The sequence below is a fragment of the Blautia hominis genome, assembly GCA_002270465.1.
Lineage (GTDB): Bacteria > Bacillota > Clostridia > Lachnospirales > Lachnospiraceae > Blautia > Blautia hominis.
The window spans coordinates 384,428-403,735 of the sequence record NQOF01000003.1; the positions used below are offsets into that span (position 1 = coordinate 384,428).

The 19,308-nt window shown below is 51.9% G+C and carries 11 protein-coding genes; all 11 read left to right on the plus strand.

Going from position 1 to position 19,308, the window contains the following annotated elements; genetic code table 11:
* The first annotated feature begins 3 nt into the window (after positions 1–3).
* The gene (locus CI595_RS12360) at positions 4–2,427 is read left to right on the plus strand and encodes an alpha-mannosidase (RefSeq protein ID WP_095173570.1); all 2,424 of its coding nucleotides are present in this window, start codon (positions 4–6) and stop codon (positions 2,425–2,427) included.
* 28 nt (positions 2,428–2,455) lie between these two features.
* Entirely contained in the window at positions 2,456–3,781 is a 1,326-nt protein-coding gene (locus tag CI595_RS12365) for a four-carbon acid sugar kinase family protein (RefSeq protein WP_095173571.1), read from the plus strand.
* On the plus strand, positions 3,747–4,385 hold the full coding sequence (locus tag CI595_RS12370) for a D-sedoheptulose-7-phosphate isomerase (RefSeq protein WP_095173572.1): 639 nt from the start codon (positions 3,747–3,749) through the stop codon (positions 4,383–4,385). Before CI595_RS12365 ends, CI595_RS12370 begins: the two co-directional genes overlap by 35 nt.
* Positions 4,382–5,350 carry an ROK family protein gene (locus CI595_RS12375; RefSeq protein WP_095173573.1) on the plus strand — a complete coding sequence of 323 codons (969 nt, stop codon included), beginning with the start codon at positions 4,382–4,384 and terminating at the stop codon, positions 5,348–5,350. The genes CI595_RS12370 and CI595_RS12375 overlap by 4 nt, the downstream gene beginning before the upstream one ends.
* A 42-nt stretch (positions 5,351–5,392) precedes the next feature.
* Complete coding sequence (locus CI595_RS12380; protein ID WP_243135173.1) at positions 5,393–8,551, plus strand: alpha-mannosidase; 3,159 nt, start codon at positions 5,393–5,395, stop codon at positions 8,549–8,551.
* Positions 8,552–8,638: 87 nt separating this feature from the next.
* Positions 8,639–11,263 (plus strand): glycoside hydrolase family 2 protein, encoded by a 2,625-nt coding sequence (locus tag CI595_RS12385; protein ID WP_095173575.1) that lies wholly within the window; start codon positions 8,639–8,641, stop codon positions 11,261–11,263.
* A 25-nt stretch (positions 11,264–11,288) separates the two neighbouring features.
* Entirely contained in the window at positions 11,289–13,580 is a 2,292-nt protein-coding gene (locus CI595_RS12390; protein WP_095173576.1) for a pyruvate formate lyase family protein, read from the plus strand.
* A 13-nt stretch (positions 13,581–13,593) separates the two neighbouring features.
* Entirely contained in the window at positions 13,594–14,511 is a 918-nt protein-coding gene (locus tag CI595_RS12395) for a glycyl-radical enzyme activating protein (RefSeq protein ID WP_095173577.1), read from the plus strand.
* Positions 14,508–16,556 (plus strand): Sip1-related alpha-galactosidase, encoded by a 2,049-nt coding sequence (locus CI595_RS12400; RefSeq protein WP_095173578.1) that lies wholly within the window; start codon positions 14,508–14,510, stop codon positions 16,554–16,556. The genes CI595_RS12395 and CI595_RS12400 overlap by 4 nt, the downstream gene beginning before the upstream one ends.
* 12 nt (positions 16,557–16,568) lie before the next feature.
* The gene (locus tag CI595_RS12405; protein ID WP_095173579.1) at positions 16,569–17,183 is read left to right on the plus strand and encodes a class II aldolase/adducin family protein; all 615 of its coding nucleotides are present in this window, start codon (positions 16,569–16,571) and stop codon (positions 17,181–17,183) included.
* Between the two features lie 31 nt (positions 17,184–17,214).
* Complete coding sequence (locus CI595_RS12410; protein ID WP_095173580.1) at positions 17,215–19,308, plus strand: glycoside hydrolase family 36 protein; 2,094 nt, start codon at positions 17,215–17,217, stop codon at positions 19,306–19,308.

The window sequence follows — 19,308 nt, forward strand, 5'->3', positions numbered from 1 at the left end:
GTTATGAAAGATAAGAAACTGCATATGATCGGAAATGCACACCTGGACCCGGTGTGGCTCTGGAACTGGCAGGAGGGCTTTCAGGAAGTGAAGGCTACGTTTCAGTCAGCGCTGGACAGGATGAGGGAGGACGAGAATTTTGTATTCACCTGCAGCTCTGCGGCTTTTTATGAATGGGTGGAGGAGAATAACCCGCAAATGTTTCAGGAGATCCAAAAGAGGGTGAAGGAGGGCCGGTGGGAGATCGTGGGCGGCTGGTGGATACAGCCGGACTGCAACATCCCGTCCGGGGAGTCTTTTATCCGGCAGGGTCTTTACGGGCAGCGTTATTTTAAAGAGAAATTCGGTGTCACGGCTAAGACGGGATATAATGTGGATAGTTTCGGGCACAATGGGAATCTCCCCCAGATTTTGAAGAAAAGCGGAATGGATCATTATATCTTCATGCGTCCCATGCCTTTGGAGAAAGGCCTTCCGGGCCGGATCTTCCACTGGAGATCCATGGATGGCTCAGAGGTGACGGCATACCGGATCCCTTATGAATATTGTACCTGGGGCAAGGATTTGGAAAAATATACAGACCGGCTGAAATGTGAGATGGAGGACGGGGAAAAAGAACTGATGATGTTTTACGGGGTAGGCAACCATGGCGGGGGACCGACGAAAGAAAATATCAAAAGTATTTATGAGCTGAATGCCAGGGAGGATATGCCGGTTTTGGAGATGGGGACCACAGAAGGCTTTTTCCAATCCATAAAAAGCAGCGGCAGGGTCTTTCCGGAATACACAGGCGACCTGCAGCACCATTCCAGCGGATGTTACAGTGTTCTGTCTAAGATCAAGCGGGAAAACAGGAGGGCGGAGAACCTGCTGATTGCCGCAGAGGGATACAGCGCCATCGCAAAGGTCCGGGAAGGGCAGAAATATCCGGAGGATTTCAAGACCGCATGGAAGGGTGTCCTGTTTAACCAGTTCCACGACATCCTGGCGGGAACCAGCATTCCCTCTGCCTGTGAGGATGCTTCTTATCTGTATGGACAGGCAATGGCTATGGGGCAGAAGAACCTGAACTATGCAGTGCAGGCCATATCCTGGGATATCCATATAGAAGAAAATACGGCTATGAAGCCCATCGTGGTCTTCAACACCCATGCCTGGGCAGGGAAGATGGCAGTGGAACTGGAAGTCAGGGGACTTTCCAATGATTCTTTCAAGCTGACGGATTCCGCGGGAAAGGTGCTCCCTGCCCAGAGGATCCAGTCCGAAGCTGCGGTGAACGGCCAGTCAAGGCTGCTTTTTGTGGCGGAATTGCCTGCTATGGGTTATGAGGTATTTAAACTGTACACGGATGTGGAGGATGTTCCTGCATTTCCATGTGTGAAGGCAGGGGAAGATGACCTGGAGAATGAGAACCTTCATATCAGGATGAATCCGGAGACCGGCTATATGGCGGGTCTGTATGATAAGAAAGCCAATCTGGAGGTGCTGCGCAGAGAAGGCGCACGTCTAGTCGTGCTGGAGGATAAGTCGGATACCTGGTCCCATAATGTCTTTCAATTCGACAAGGAACTGGGCGATATGAAGATGGTGTACAAAAAGGTGCTGGAGGAAGGCCCGGTGCGCTCCGTGATCCGGGTGAAATACAGGTATAACCAGTCTTACGTGATACAGGATTTCCGCCTTTACAAAGACCTGGATCATGTGGAGGTAAAGGTGCGGGTGGACTGGAGAGAACCCCAGACTATGCTGAAGCTGCGATATCCGGTCAATCTCAATTTCAGGAAGCCCACCTATGAGATTCCCTATGGCTATATTGAGAAAAGCGCCAACGGGGAGGAGGAGCCGGGCCAGACCTGGTTTGATTTCACTGGGGAGCACTTCGAGAAGGGCTGTATGTATGGGCTGTCCATAGCCAACGACGCAAAATACAGCTACAGTATGGACATTGACGAGATGAACCTGACAGTGCTGAAAAATTCCGTCTATGCACATCATAATCCCAAAGTGCTGGAGGAAGGGGTGGAATATCAGTATGTGGATGACGGGATACAGGAGTTTACCTATCTGCTCCTGCCTCATCAGATGGGATGGAAGAGCTCCGGTATCCTGGAACATGCGGCAGAGCTGAACCGGAAACCAGTGACCATTATCGAGACATTCCATGAGGGCAGTCTGCCACAGAAAAATTCATTTCTCCGTGTGGACAGCAGCCATGTCTGTGTCAGTGCGGTGAAGCAGGCGGAAGACGGGCAGGGGGTCATTGTCAGGGCCTATGAGACCAGGAAACAGGAAGGGAAGGCTGTGCTGAAGCTTCCGTTCATGGACCGGGAGGCAGAACTGGCATTTACACCTTGTGAGATCAAGACAATCTATTTTCCATATGACCATTCCAAGCCGTGGCATGAGGTGAATATGCTGGAATGGTAAGGGATATGAGGATGACGGAGGAACAGATATGCCGTATACGGTAGTGATAGCGGATGATATAACGGGAGCCAATGACATTGGCATTATGTATGCGAAAGAAGGGCTGTCCGTCCATGTTTATAGTTATAAGGAGGGGGAGAAAACAGACTATGCCCCCTGTGATGTGCTAATCCTTGACACGGATTCCCGGTTTGACACAAAAGAACGGGCTTACGAAAAAGTACGGGGCGCGTTGGAGCAGATACCAAAAGAAGGTGTTGTCCAGTATATAGACAAGCAGTGTTCTGTATTCCGGGGGAATATCGGGGCAGAATTTGATGCCATGATGGATTTTCTGCAAGTGGATTTTGCAGTGGTGGTCCTTGGGTTTCCAGACAACGGGAGAACCACTGTGGAGGGAAAACATTATGTGCACGGGGTGCTTCTGGAGGAATCCCAGTTCAGGCATGACCCGGTCCATCCTATGCTGGAATCCGACCTGACTAAGATTTTGGGGGGACAGACCTCCAGAAAGGTGGGGCATATCTCTTCTGACCGCTATGCAGACGGTGAGGGCGCAGTGAGAGAGGCGCTGGATGAAATCAAAAAAACATGTCATTACTGTATTATGGATGTGAGGGATAATGCAGATTTGGAATTGCTGGCAAATGTACTGCAGTCGGAAAAAATGATCTGCGGAAGTTCGGCTCTGTCCAGATATCTGGGAAAGATATATGCTTCCAAGGGGCAAAAAGGAGTGCCGGCCCCCAGCCAAAAGGTAAGGGCAAAGGTTTATTGTGCAGCCGGAAGCCTTACCCCTCAGACGGTTCATCAGACTGCATACATGAGAGAGAAGGGCTGCTGTCTCTTGGAGCTGGATACCAGGAAGCTGTTCACGGACCGGGAGCGGCAGCAGGAGACAGCGCGGGTGATCAGCCTGGGAGAGAAAGCATTTTTGGAGCATGATTTTCTGATGGTGCATTCTATGCATGACAGAAGGCTTGTGGAGGAGACAAAAAAGATTGCAGGGGAATATGGCTATGACAACACGGCAGCCTCCTCTGTGGTATCTTCTGTTTTGGCGGAGATTTCCTGCAGGCTCATAGAGGCGGCCGGTATCCGCCATGTGATTTTCTGCGGAGGGGATACTTCCGCCGCCATATGCAAAGCCCTGGGAATCCGGGGGATGGAGGTTTTGGACGAGATTGAGGCAGGGCTTCCCACGTGCAGGAGCCTGGAGGCGCCTTTCTATAAGATGGTGCTCAAGTCAGGCAGCTTCGGGAGTGAGGCGTTTCTTGAAAAGTCCATAGATAAATTATTGTTGGAGAAGGAGCAGGAAGATGGCTGTTTTGGAACATCTGGAGAAGCTGATTGAGAATTATCCGGTTCTTTGTGTCTGCAGGGCGGACATAGAGAGGGCTTATGAAATTCTGAGGGATACCTATGACAGGCAGGGTATGCTGCTTGTCTGCGGCAACGGAGGAAGCGGTGCGGATTCCGAACATATTGTGGGGGAGCTGATGAAAGAGTTTGCCATCAGGCGTCCCCTGCCAAAGCCGGAGCAGGAGAAGTTAAGGGAGCTTTCCCCGGAGAATGGACAAATCCTGGGGAACCATCTGCAGGGTGCGCTGCCGGCCATTACACTGACCAGCAATATCGCGCTGTCCACTGCGTTTTCCAATGACGCGGTCCCGGAGATGGTGTTTGCACAGCAGGTATACGGATATGGAAATGAGAAGAATACGCTGCTGGGTATCAGTACCTCGGGAAACTCCAGGAATGTGATCTATGCCCTGGAGACCGCAAAGGTGAAGGGCATGGACCGGATTGGGATGACAGGGGAGAGCGGGGGCAGGATGAAGGAGTTATGTGATGTGTGTATCTGTGTCCCGGCCCTGTCAACGCCTGATATCCAGGAGCTTCATCTTCCGGTTTACCATACCCTGTGCAGAATGATCGAGGAGGCATATTTCGGATGAGAGATTTGGCTGGAATTGATATCGGCGGAACGAAGTGTGCAGTTACCCTGGGCAGGCAGGAAGGGGACGGGATAAGGATCCTCTGTAAGGAGAAGTTCCCGACCCCAAAAGACCCTCATAAGGCAGTGGGGCGTATGGTGTCTGTCCTGGAGTCCCTGCTGAAAAAATACCCCCATGTGAGGCCGGAAGCGGTGGGAATCAGCTGCGGAGGGCCTTTGGATTCGGAGAAGGGGCTGATTTTAAGCCCGCCCAACCTTCCTGCCTGGGACGGGATCGATGTGCGCACCCCGTTCCAGGATGCGTTTCACATTCCTGCGGCAGTGCAGAATGACGCCAATGCCTGTGCGCTGGCGGAGTGGATGTGGGGTGCGGGAAGAGGGACACAGAATATGATCTTCCTGACTTTCGGGACAGGGCTTGGAGCAGGACTGATCCTGGACGGCAGACTGTACAGCGGCACCACGGATCTGGCGGGAGAAGTGGGACATGTACGGCTGAGAGAGGATGGCCCAAGAGGTTATGGAAAAAAAGGGTCCTTTGAGGGATACTGCAGCGGCGGCGGGATTGCCCGGCTGACAGCGGACTATGTCCGGGAATGGACGGGTGCGGGAAGAAAGACCGCCATTTGGGACGGCAGCAGGAGCATGGATGAGATTACCACTGCGGATGTGGGGAATGCGGCAGAAGCAGGGGATGAGCTGGCGCTGCTTATCCTGCAGAAGACCGGAAGGATGCTGGGCCGGGGGATTTCCATTTTAATTGATATCTTAAATCCCCAGAAGATTGTCATCGGCAGTATCTTTTTACGCCAGGAAAGTATTTTAAGAGGCCCCATGGAAGAAATGATAAGAAAAGAGGCACTGCCTTTTTCCGAGAAGATATGTCAGATCGTCCCGGCAGGTCTGGGGGAGGAACTGGGAGATTATGCAGCGTTGTCAGTTGCAGGAAACAGACTGGCCGGGTGAGGCGGACAGTGAGAAAAAGCGACGGAGGATAATAGATTGAAGGTGCAGGACCCGCATTTTATATTGGAAAAGATCAGGAAGTATCTGGATGAGGATATCCGTCCCACCAGATACCGGGAGATTGTAGACATAGAGGAATGGAAATACTTTGAGACGGACATGGATGACCGTATAGATGACGCGTATCTGCCGGAGTATGATGATTCCGGCTGGGCAGACTTCCGTTTATGGGACACCTGGGGAGGATATGACAAGGTGGCCTGGTTCCGGACAACAGTGAAAATACCGGAGAGTTTTAGAGACGGCAGGATTGCAGTCAAGCTTCTGGTGGGGCCAAGGGATGGCGGTGACTCCACGGCGGAAACATTGCTGTACATAAACGGCAGTGCGGTCCAGGGCATAGATATCTGGCATGAGGAGGCGCTCCTGGAGGAAACGTTCAATAAGGAAACAAAACTCCAGTTGTCTCTCAAAGCATGGAGCGGTGTGCTGGTACCGCCAAAATTCAGGACCTTTAAGGTGGCACAGCTTGTTAAACTGGATGAGAGGGTAGATAAATTTTGTTTTGTGGTGGATACTCTGCTTCGCTGTGTCCTTCTTCTGGATGAGGGGGACCTGAGAAGGATCCGTATGACAAGACTTTTAAATGATACCTTTAAGAAGGTGAATTTCCTGAATTATAAGGAAGAGGAATACTACGGTTCTGTCTATGAGGCTCTGGAGTATATCCAGGAGAATCTGGAGGAGCTGGCAGGTGTGGAGGAGATCAAACCCACGGTTTACGGTGTTGGCCATTCCCACATTGATATGGCCTGGCTGTGGCGTCTGAATGCTACACGGGAAAAGGCTTCCCGGACATTTTCCACGGTCCTGAACCTGATGAAGCAGTATCCGGAATACCGTTTTATGCATACCTCACCACAGCTCTATAAATTTTTAAAAGAGGATTACCCTGAGATTTTCAGCCAGGTCAAAGAGAAGATTGAGGAAGGGCAGTGGGAGATTACAGGGGGGATGTGGGTGGAGCCGGATACCAATATCCCGTCCGGGGAATCCCTGGTCAGACAATTCCTTTACGGGAAACGGTATATCCGGGAGGAATTCGGAAAAGAGAGCAGTCTTGCCTGGCTTCCGGACGTTTTCGGCTACTCGGGAGCCATGCCCCAGATCATGAAAAAATGTGGGATGAAATATTTCATGACGACCAAGATCAGCTGGAACCAGTATAACCACTTTCCTTATGACACGTTCTGGTGGAAGGGGATTGACGGCAGTGAGATCTTTACGCATTTTATCACCACCCCGGAGGACGGTTCCTGGTTTTACACTTATAACGGCCATATGACCCCGGAGGAAGTGACAGGGGTGTGGAAGAATTATAAAGATAAGGATAAGAATGATAGTCTTCTCATCGCTTACGGATGGGGGGACGGCGGAGGCGGTCCCACCAGAGAAATGCTGGAGACCAGCCGTGTCATGAAGAATATCCCGGGGATTCCCAGAGTGAGGATGACTTCTGCGGAAGGCTACTTTGAGAAGATTTATGAGCGCACCAAAGAAGAAGAACTTGGTAAGTGGGATGGAGAACTGTATTTTGAACTGCACAGAGGCACGTATACTTCCCAGGCGGCAAACAAGAAGTATAACCGGAAGACAGAAGTGCTCCTGCATGATATTGAAATGATGGCGGAGCTGGGGACGCTCCTTGCCAAGAAGGGGGACTACCCAAAAGAGAAGCTGGACGAGATGTGGGAGAGAACGCTTTTGAACCAGTTCCATGATATTCTGCCGGGTTCCTCCATCAGGCAGGTGTATGAGGACACTGCCAGGGATTATGAATGGATAAAGGATGAGGGAACGAAACTGCTTCGGGCAGCCGGGCGGAATCTGGATATGTCCCTGGAAGTGGAGAAGGATTCCCTTGTGCTTTACAATACCGCGGGGTATGAGCGCTCTGACTATGTGTGTATCCCTTATGGCGGACAGGTCACAAAGGGCATGTGTGTTTGGGATAAGGACACCCTGGTCAGGGGACAGGATACTGAGGATGGGATCCTGCTGTATGCGGAGCATATCCCTGCCTGCGGATTTAAAACCTTTGCCATTTCTCCGCCCTGTGGGGAGGAAAGCGCCCATGACCGGGATGAGCTTACCATGGACCGGGATCATGCTGAAAACAGGTTTTATGAGGTGCGCTTTAATGAAAACGGTGAGATCTGTTATCTCTTTGACAAAGAGAACAATAGGAAGGTGACCTGTGATTCCCCTATGAATGTCTTTGCTGCCTATGAAGACAAACCGCAGCGTTTTGACGCGTGGGATGTGGATGTCTATTACAAGGAGAAGAAATATGCTCCTTTTGTACTTCAAAAACGTGATGTGGCGGAGTGCGGCGCGGAGAGGGCGGTGCTTCGGCAGGTGTGGACGTTCAACGCGTCTACCGTGACCCAGGACTTTATTCTTTACGCCAAGAGCAGAAGGATTGATTTTGCCACCACAGTGGACTGGAGGGAAAAGCAAGTATTCTTTAAAACTTATTTCCCGGTGGATATCCACAGTACAGAGGCTTCTTATGAGATTCAGTTTGGCAATATCAAACGTCCCACACACACCAACACGGAGTGGGATTTTGCCAGATTTGAAGTCCCGGGACATAGATGGGCAGATCTGTCGGAGGGCAGCTACGGAGCGGCGCTTCTGAATGACTGTAAATACGGATGGGATATCCATGAAAATGTACTGGGGCTGTCTTTGATCAAATCCGCCGTAAGGCCGGATGAGACGGCTGACCGGAGAATCCATACGTTTACCTATTCTCTTTTCCCGCACAAGGGTGGAAATGCCGTGCAGGAGATCCAGAGAGAGGCCCAGAATCTGAATATGCCTCTGCTGACCGGAATGGCCAAAGGAAGTAAGCCGGGAACAGGAGCGGCAGAATTTTCTCTGGTGCGTACGGACAGCGGCCATGTGATGATAGATACCATAAAACGCTCGGAGGACGGGACCGGGTGTGTGGTGAGGCTTTATGAATTTGCCAACCAGGCGGATACGGATGTGAGCCTGGTATTTGGGATCCCGGTTAAAAAAGTAATAGAGACAAATCTCTGTGAAGAAGAAGAGAAGGAACTGGAATTTAACGGAAATCAAATTCATTTCGGAGTGGGATGTTATGAAATCAAGACATTTAAGGTTTACTTCTGAGAGATAAAAAAAGCGAATGGGTTGGCGCCCGGGGACGAATCCGTCTTTCGGGGCGTCAGCCCATGTTCTGCGTGGAGAGGAAATACTATGGAGATATCATTGTCAAAACTGAAATGGGAAGTAAAGGGGTACTGGCCCTATGTGCCTGTGAAGGAAAAAAGTATGGAGACAGGGCAGACCCTGCACGGTGTGACGCCCTGGATCCCCGCCAAGGTTCCGGGCGGCGTTCATTATGATCTGTGGAAAGCCGGGCTGATTGAACATCCTTATTATGGGATGAATAGCCTGAACTGTGAATGGGTGGAAAACAGGTGGTGGATGTACCGCACAGAGTTTCCGGAGGATCTGGACGGAGTAAACCTCTCAGGGGAGAAGGTCACTCTGATATGCAGAGGACTGGATTATGAGGCGGAGGTGTTTTTTAACGATGAGCGGGTGGGGAGCAGGAAGGGGATGTATGAGCCTCTGGAAATAAACCTGACCGGAAGGATCAGAAGCAGGAATAAGCTGGTGGTCCTTTTCCGGGGCGTGCCCCAGGAGATGGGACAGATTGGCTATACCTCCCGCACATCCACACAGAAAAGCCGGTTTAATTATAAGTGGGATTTTTCCACCAGACTGGTCAATATAGGGTTCTGGCAGGATGTACTGCTGCGCACGGACCGGGAGGTGTGTCTGAAGGACTGCCATATAGACACGGACTACAGTATGGGGAAAGGGAAGATTTATTTCAAAGCCAGGCTGGAGGATAACAGGGTAGCCGGACATGGAAAGCTTAAAATAGAAGCCAGGATAAAAGAACTGGGCAGTCAAAACAGCCTGGATGTGAAGCTGCTTCGGGGCTTTGGATGTGATACAGGTGATACGGAAGAGAAAAAGATAACAGAGGAGACCCGGAAGATAGAAGCAGATGGGGTACAGGTGGATGAGGCTTTTGAGATAGAAAATCCCTCTCTCTGGTATCCCAATGGGTATGGCAGCCAGCCGCTGTATCTGTTTCAGGCAGCAGTTATGGATGAGACGGGGCTTCTTTGGGAAAAGGAGTGGAGAGTGGGACTGCGCGCTCTGGAGTATGCGCAGAATGAAGGCGCCGTGGACGCCCTGCCTTATACTTTTGTCATAAACCGGAAGAAGATATACATAAAGGGAGTGAATATGACCCCCCTGGACCATATTTACGGCAATGTGTCTAAGGCGCAATATGAACATATGGTGGCGGCCATGGTAAACGCAGGGGTGAACCTGGTGCGGGTATGGGGCGGAGGCCTCATCGAGACTGAGGAATTTTACCGTCTTTGTGATGAGAACGGGATCATGGTATGGCAGGAGTTTATACAGTCCAGCTCGGGGATCGATAACCGTCCCTGCCAGGATGAGGAATTTCTGGGGCTGCTAAAGAAGAATGCGGCTGCTGCGGTGGAGGAAAAAAGGAATCATACGTCCCTGGTGGTCTACAGCGGCGGAAATGAACTGATGGAGAAGGAAAATACGCCCTGTTCTGCTGAGAATAAGAACTTAAAAATGCTGCAGGCGGTTGTGGAGCGTCTGGACGGCAGGCGTATGTTCCTGCCCACATCGGCTTCCGGTCCGAGAGAGTTTATCTCCGGAGAAAAGGGTGTCAGCCATGATGTCCACGGGAGCTGGAGATATGAGGGAAACCCGGGGCATTATGAGCTGTACGGGGAGTCGGACAATCTCTTCCACAGTGAATTCGGGATGGATGGGACCAGCAGTGTGAAATCCCTTAAAAAGTTTCTGCCGGAAGAATCCCTCCGCCCCACCCCTATGTCGGGGGACGGGAACTGGCAGCACCACGGTGAATGGTGGGGGACGTATTTCCGGGACTGTGAGATGTTTGGAGAGATTCCAAAAGATACGGCACATCTGGATGAATTTGTAACATGCAGCCAGTACCTTCAGGCGGAGGGGCTGCGTTTCATCGTGGAGGCGGACAGAAGAAGGGCATTTCAGAACAGCGGCGTTATCATCTGGCAGTTAAATGAGCCGTGGCCCAATGCCTCCTGTACGAATCTGATGGATTATTATGGGGAGACAAAACCTGCCTATTATATGGTGAAGAAAGCCTTTGAGCCGCTGCATGTTTCGGTGGATTACCGTTCTTTGCAGGTGAAGAAGGGGAAAGAAAGTGTCTTCCCAATCTATGTATCCAATTCCGGAACAGAGGGTGCGGTACGGATTGAGGCTGTGGCCAGGGACTCGTCGGGGAAGGTGCTGACAGAAAAGGCCATGGAGCGCAGCGTCCCCGTGGGGAAAAGCTCTCTGGTGACGGAACTCTCGGTTGAGATTCCGCAGGAGGACGGCCTTTATTATATTACGGTATCCTGCGGCTGCAAAACAGGGGAGAGAACAGAGAATACTTATCTTTTCAGCACCCTGGAGAAAGAGCTTCTGCGGCCGTTAAAAGAGATGGAGAATGAGGCTGCCATTGTCCGGGAAGAGGAAGAAAACCTGGGGAACGGAAGGTTCAGAAAAAAGGTATGGATAACAAACACAGGAAGTAAGATGGTTGTGCAGGCAGGGATAGAGCTGGAGGAGGATGGTTATTGGATGCTGGGCAATGACAATTATATTGTTCTGGCTCCGGGGGAAGAAAGGTGTCTGACTTTCCTGCTCATCCCCAAACAGGCAGGTACGTTCCTGGATGTGGAAAATGGCGGGGGAGAGAGAACCTGCCGTTTGAACTGGCTGTGAAAAATTACGGTGGGAGGGATAACAGATGGCAACCGTTTATAACAGGGATGATTTCCGGCTGGAGCTGGAATTTACAAGGATTTACAGAGAACATGCGGGGGAACATAAAGCCGTACGGGAGGCAGAATGCCTGAAATGGCAGCTGCCCAGGATCCTTTTGGATATAGAGGAGGATGACCTGGTTCCGGGGGGCTGTCATTACGGGGCAGTGGGATTTTCCAGCCAGATTGGCGGATTCCTTTATTATTATCATGAAGATAAAATAAGAGCCGAGATGGAAAGAAAGAAGGAAGATAGCGCTTACACGGAGGCGTTATCTGATATGCTGGAATTCTGGAAAGAGGAGAACAGCAGGACAAGGCTTCGGGGGACATACCCAAAGCGGCAGCTTTTGGCCCTTCCCACAGATGACTGGGAGGGGGAAAAGGCGGTAACTTATCCTCTCTACAGGATTGCCGGGGCTATTTTAGATTTTCATAAACTGCTTGAACTGGGATATCCGGGTATGGTCAGCAGGATTGAGGCGTATCTGGCTGCTTCTGAGGCGGGAAGTGATGCCCATGGGTTATACAGAGGAATGCAGATTGCTTTGGAAGCCCTGGGGGAAGTGATAGCCTGTTACAGGGACCGGGCAGCAGAAAAAAGAGAACGGGCCAGGAGGGAAGGCAGGCCGGAAGCGGCCCGGCGTATGGACGCTGTGGCCTGTGCGATGGAGTCCATTCTGGTGAAAAAGCCGGAACATCTGCTGGAAGCAATGGAACTTTTCTGGATGTATGTGCTGGTCTCTGAGGTGCGCAACTATGGCAGGATTGACGATTATCTGGGAGATTTTTATGCGGCGGATATTGACAGCGGTCATCTGACGCAGGAGCAGGCGGACGCAATGATCCGGAAGCTGTGGGAGCGTATGGGGAAAAGGCGCACCATCACGGACGGAAGGATTTTTATCGGCGGCAGAGGGCGCAGATGTGAAAAGAATGCGGACAGGCTGGCAAAGTCCTGCATACAGGCCACCAGGAGCCTGAAGAATCCGGACCCGCAGCTTTCGCTCCGGTTTTACAAAGGCATGGATGAAGAACTGCTGGATCTGGCATATGAAGCCATCGGGGAGGGGTGCACCTATCCGGTCCTCTACAACGATGATGTGATCATCAGAGATGTGGAACATGCCTTTTCTCTTCCCAGGGAGGAGGCGGTGCATTATGTTCCTTATGGCTGCGGGGAATATGTCATTGATCATGAGAGTTTTGGTACACCCAGCGGTGTCATCAACCTGCTGAAAGGACTGGAAATCTTTCTTAGGTATGGAAGGCCTCAGGATGCCAGATATCTGTCTGTAAATAACGGACTGGATGTGTTGGGAAAGATCAGAGAGATCACGGGAGCGGGGAAGCCCTTTGAAGCGTATGAAAGTTTTGAGGAGTTCTACGGGGATTTCAAGAAGTGGATCGCCTTTCACATAGAGGCAGCCGCATGGCAGGAGAAGGCGGAATATGATTTTGCAGGGCAGGTCTGCTGTCTTCCGTATTTATCCATGCTGTATGATGACTGCTGTGAACGGGGAAAGGGAATCTTTGAAGGCGGGATCCGGTATCTGGGAGGCACGCTGGAGAGCTATGGAAATGTGAATACAGCGGACAGCCTGTACGCTATAAAGAAGCTTGTGTTTGAGGATAAGTGTGTGGACAGGGAGGAACTGCTGGAGGCTTTGTGTCATGATTTCAGGGGATATGAGCTTTTGCAGAGGCGGCTGAAAAAATGCGGTAAGTTCGGAAACGATGAGGAGGGGCCGGATGGGATGATGAAGGACTTGCACCGGTTTGTCTGTCTGAAGGCAAGGGAGCAGGCGGAAAAAAACGGACTGGACAGCTACCTGGTGGTGGTGATCAACAACAGTGCGAATACCTCCCTGGGGCTTTTGACCCACGCCTCCCCGGATGGAAGAAATGCGTATCTGCCCATGGCGAACGCCAACAGCCCCCAGGCGGGAGGCGACAAAAGCGGTGTGACCGCGGTGCTGAACTCCATGCTGAAGATGGACACGGATATCCATGCGGGGGCGGTGCAGAACATCCGATTTTCCACAGATACGTTCTGTCATCACCGGGGCGCTGCCAGAGGGGTGATGGAAGCTTATTTTGAGCATGGAGGCGCACAGCTTATGGTGACGGTGACGGGGCGTGAGGATTTGGAACAGGCCATGGAACATCCGGAAAAGTATGGAAATCTGCTTGTGCGGGTGGGCGGATTCAGCGCCAGGTTCGTAGAGCTGTCCAGGGAAGTGCAGGGGGATATCCTGAGCAGGACCTGTTATTGACGAGGAGATTGTGATGGGTGATGAGAAGTGTACAGGCCGGGTATTTTCTATAGAGAGATTTTCCATTCATGACGGCCCGGGAGTACGGACCAGTGTTTTTTTAAAAGGCTGTAATCTTTCCTGTATCTGGTGTCACAACCCGGAGAGCGGCAGGCGGGAGCAGGAACTGCAGTTTGTGGAAAAGGACTGCGTCCTTTGCGGGCATTGCGGGCAGGTCTGTGAGAGGGGCGTCCACCAGTTCTGCACAGACGGCAGCGAAAGAACAAAACATACTATTTTAAGGAAAAATTGTGACCTGTGCGGCAGCTGTGTGAGAAACTGTCCCGCAGAGGCACTGCATATATTGGGATATGAGATGGGTGTGGCTGAGGCCATGGAGATCATACGCAGAGATAAGATTTATTACAAGACGGACGGAGGGGTGACGCTTTCCGGGGGAGAACCTCTTCTGCAGGCAAAATTCTGCCGGGAACTGCTGAAGCAGTGCAGGGAGGAGAAAATCTCCACCTGTGTGGAGACTGCGGGTGATGTGCCTTTTGAAAGATTCCGGCAGGTTATGGATGTGACAGATGTGTTCCTGCTTGATTATAAATTGTCGGATGAAGATTCCATGAGGCGTTTTACGGGAGGAAATCTGGGTAGGATTCTTTCTAACCTCCGGGAACTGAGGCGGGAAGGCAGGGAAGTGATACTGCGCTGCCCTGTGATACCGGGGATCAATGACACGGAGGCGCATTTTCGGAGTATTGCCGCACTGGCCCGCAAAGAAAAGATTGGGCAGGTGGAGCTTATGCCCTATCATAATTTCGGAAAGGATAAGTGGCTGCAGATTGGCAGGGATTATAAACTAAAGGATCTGGAATCTGTCTCCAGGGAACAGGAGAACAGGTGGAAGGATATACTCAGAAGTTATCTGGAGGAAAAGATATGAAGCAGAAGATACGAAGCATGGAAGTTTGGGTAAACAGGCAGAGAGGCGGGAGAAAAGAACTGCTTCCATCCGGCAGCAGGGAGACGGAGACAGGTGTGGTTTCCTGTTTTGGGGATGAGAAAACAGGAGCCGAAGTGACGGTGGAGGAAAGGGACGGTATTCTCACAGGAGAGATAAGGCTGTGGCTGGAGACCCAGCCTTTCCGGGAAAATGATAACCTTTCCGCAGATGTTCCTGTGGAGCTTGTGTTTGGTATGGAGGAGCAGCCGAAAAGAATGACGGCTATGTATCTGCACCGTGACTGGTGGACCAGGCCTGTTTTTCTTACTGAGACAGCAGGGATACCGGCCAGGACGCAGGCTCTGTATATGGAACAGGAGGAAGGGTATTCCTTTCTGCTCCCGCTGGCAGGGGAGGTTATGAAAACAACACTGAAGGGGGAGGAGGGGAACCGGCTGGTCCTGCAGATGACGGCCCACAAAGGGGGAATCTGTGAGGTGTGTGAGAAGGTATTCATGCTGGCGGAAGCGGATTCCATTTATCAGGCTGTCTCCAAAGTGTTCGGGCAGGCTGCCCGGGAGAAATCACTGCCTTTGAAGGAAGAAAAGGAGTACCCGGCCATGCTGGAGTATCTGGGATGGTGCAGCTGGGACGCATTTTATACGGATATCACGGAGGAGAAGGTCAGGGAAAAAGCGGAGGAGCTGCAGCAGAAGGATATCCCTGTCCGCTGGATGCTGCTGGATGACGGCTGGCTTTCGGTACATGGGCAGAGACTGTACAGCCTGCAGCCGGAGGAGAAGAAATTCCCCAAGGGATTTAAGAGAATGACGGAGGACATCAAAGACAGGACTTCTGTCCGGTGGTTCGGGGTCTGGCATGCCCTGGGCGGCTACTGGGGCGGAATCGAACCGGGTTCCCCGGCCGCGGTCTGTGAGAGGGAACATCTTTATGAGACGGCGGAGGGGAAACTTCTGCCTCACCCGTCCGCTGAAAAGGGGTTTGGATTTTTCCGGGACTGGTATGAAAGCCTGAGAAGGGACGGCATTGACTTTGTGAAGGTGGATGGCCAGAGTGCGGTCAAGAATTATTTTGAAAATGAGTTTTCCGTGTGCCGTGCTGCCAGTGGGTGTCATCAGGCCCTGGAGGGAGCGGCGGCCTCTTATATGGGGGGACGGCTCATCAACTGTATGGGCATGGCTATGGAGAACCTGCTTGGCAGGCCCGGCTCTGCGGTGAGCAGGAACAGTGATGATTTTGTGCCGGAGGCGGAGGACGGATTCCGGGAACATTTGCTGCAAAATGCGTATAACGCGGTTTATCATGACGAGATGTATTTTTGTGACTGGGATATGTTCTGGACCTGCCATGAAGACGCCACAAAGCATGGAATCCTGCGGGCGCTGAGCGGGGGGCCTGTCTATGTAAGTGACAAGACAGGGGAAAGCAGCCGGGAGGCTGTCCTGCCTCTTGTATATCATGACGGAAGGATCCTGCGGATGGATAGAGCAGGGAAACCGACCCCGGACTGTATGTTCCCGGACCCTTCTAAGGGCGGAGTCCTGAAAGTGTGCAATATAGCCTCCTGCGGCAGCAGAAAGGGCGGGGCTGTGGCGGTATATAATGTGAGCAGCCGGCCGGCAGAGGGTTGTGTATGCAGCAGTGATATTTATGACCTGCCTTCCGGTGCATATTATATCTATGATTACATGGCAAAGTCCGGCGAAGTGGCTGAGTGCAGGGAGTTCCGGCTGGAAGCAGGAGCGTGTGGATTGTATCTGTTCATTCCCGTGGAAAAGGGATTCGCTCCGGTAGGACTTGCGGATAAGTATATCAGTTTCCATGCAGTGCGGGATACCTGGGCCACAGATTCCCAGGCCATGGCAGTGCTGGAGGAAGGCGGGGAGTTTGTCTTTTACCGGGAGAAGAACGTGGAGAAGATCACAGTGAACGGGGAGGACTGTACTTCCATGCTGACAAGAGAAGGCAGCTTATACAGGATTCGGATAGCGCGTACAGAGAAGCTTATCGTCATGGTGGAATAGGAGGATCTTATCATGTTTGGAAAAGAGAAAAAAGAACTGTGCCGGATCTGCCATCTGCTTTATCAGAAAGATCTTGTGACAGCAACGGATGGAAATGTCAGTATGCAGACAGAGGAAGGCTTTATTCTGCTTACACCATCGGGAAAGCATAAAGGCATGCTGGAGCCGGAGGAGATACTGGTTTTGGACGGTGACGGAGCGGTGAGGGAGGGAAGCGGCAGGCCTTCAAAGGAGTATCCCATGCACAGAGCGGTCTATGAGCAGAGGCCGGAGGTAAACGCTGTGATCCATACACACCCTGTCTATACCACGGCATTTGCTCTTGCAGGCAGAAATCTTCCCAATGACTATCTCATTGAGATGCCTATGATGCTGGGCCGGACTGCACTGGCGCCCTTTGCCCTTCCCGGCACAAAGGAGATGGCGGAGGCAGTCAAGCCTTTTCTTGAGGAGTGCAGTGCCATTCTTTTGAAGAACCACGGCGCCCTGACCATGGGGAAGGACCTGACAGAGGCATACTGCCGGATGGAGGTTATGGAGAGTATTGCCAAGACCATTATCCTGTCCGCTGTCATAGGGAAACCGGAGCGGATTTTGGCAGAGGATATGGAAAAAATGAAAAAATAGTGCCCCGAAGTGCGCGGAAATGGAGAGTTCTATGGAGAATTTGATTCAGATAAAGGAAAATGGTATCAATTTGGTGTTTAAGATCGCGGAGGACAAGACCGTATCTTTTCTGCACTGCCAGAAATCGGAATTTAACCCCGGTGACATCAGGGAGAACCAGGAAGACTGGTATAGGCTGGTGGAGGTCCAACTGGCCGGGGAGGACCAGGATGACCATCATGGTTCCAAATACACGGGAACGCTTCCGGGCAGGCGTCTGGTGTTTTGTGACTGGAAGGATACGAGGAATGGAAGGGGAAGGAAGCTGGAGCTTTCCCAGAGGGATGAGAGGACAGGGCTTTTCGTGACCAGCCATTTCCAGTTTACAGACGGCACGTCTGTTCTGGAGTCCTGGACAACCATTGTAAATCAGGGGGTGGAGCCGCAGGGGCTTACATATGTATCCTCCTTTGCGCTGACGGGTATCACAAAGGCTTCCATGGAGGACTGGGATAGGGCGGCGGCGCTGAAAGTACCGTCCAACACCTGGTATGGGGAATTTCAGTGGAAGGATTATACCTTGCCGGAACTGGGGCTGTATAAGGTATTCCATTATTCCACAAAACGTCTTTCTTTTTCAGCCACGGGGACGTGGAACTCCCATGAGTTTCTTCCCATGGGTTATATCAGCTGTGAGGATTCCGGGGAGGGATGGTATTTTTCCATTCTCCACAATGGCTCCTGGCACTGGGAGGTCAGTGACATCAAGGACGCGCTGTATCTGCAGCTGAGCGGCCCGGCGGAAGCGGAGAACCATTGGTTTAAGTGGCTGGAGCCGGAGGAGGCGTTTGAGAGTGTCCATGCCGCTGTTGCCGTGACAACCAGGGGATTTGAGGATGCGGTGGCAGAAATGACCGGTTACCGGAGGCTCTGCCGCAGACGAAATGAGGATAATGAAAAACTGCCGGTAATCTTCAATGACTTCATGAATTGTCTGGGCGGGGACCCCACGGAAGAAAAGGAGTATCCTCTGATTGACGCGGCGGCGGAGATTGGCTGTGAATATTATACCATTGATGCGGGGTGGTATGCCAATGGCTCCTGGTGGTCCAGAGTGGGAGAGTGGGAGCCAAGCAGCAAACGGTTTCCCCATGGCCTTTCCAAGGTCCTTGACTATATCCGGGATAAGGGCATGGTGCCCGGCCTTTGGCTGGAGCTGGAGGTCATGGGAATCCATTGTCCTATAGCGGCTGAGAAGCCGGATGACTGGTTTTTCTGCAGGCATGGCAGGAGGGTCATTGACCACGGCAGATATCAGCTGGATTACAGGAACCTGCAGGTGCGGCAGTTTGCCCATGAGGTGGTACGCCGTCTGGTGGAAGAGTATGGCGCAGGCTACATAAAGATGGATTACAACATCAATGCGGGGATTGGCACGGAGCTGGGAGCCGACAGCGCGGGGGACGGTCTTCTTTTGCATAACCGGGCGTATCTTTCCTGGCTGGATGAGGTATTCCTTGCATATCCAAAGCTGATCATAGAGAACTGCGGGAGCGGGGGGATGAGGATCAATGACGCACTTCTTTCCCGGCACAGTATCCAGTCCAGCTCAGACCAGACGGAATATACCAACTATGCCGCCATATCAGCGGCAGCCCCGGCGGCTTTGACGCCGGAGCAGAATGCGGTATGGTCCTATCCTCTGACGGGGGCGGATGCGGAGCAGACGGCGTTTAATATGGTGAATGCCATGACCATGAGGATCCATCAAAGCGGGCACCTGGCAAAGCTTTCCGGGGAAAATAAAGAACTGATCCGGGAGGGTATCGCTTATTATAAGTCGTACAGAGAGCTGATAAAGATATCGTTTCCTTTCTGGCCCCTTGGGATGCCGGCTTTTGACCACAAGCAGTTCGCCCTGGGATTCAGAAATGAAGTGTGTGCCCACCTGGCTGTGTGGAATATAGAATCTGCTGACGGTGGGATGGAGATTCCGCTGGATGGCCTGGAACGAGAGATATCCCATATTGAGCTGGTGTATCCGGCCAGTCTGCCCTGTGAATACCGTTATTATAGGGAAACGGGGAAACTTGTGGTGAGACAGCCGGAAAAGAGTGCCAGATTGTTTAAGATAGATTGGAAGTAG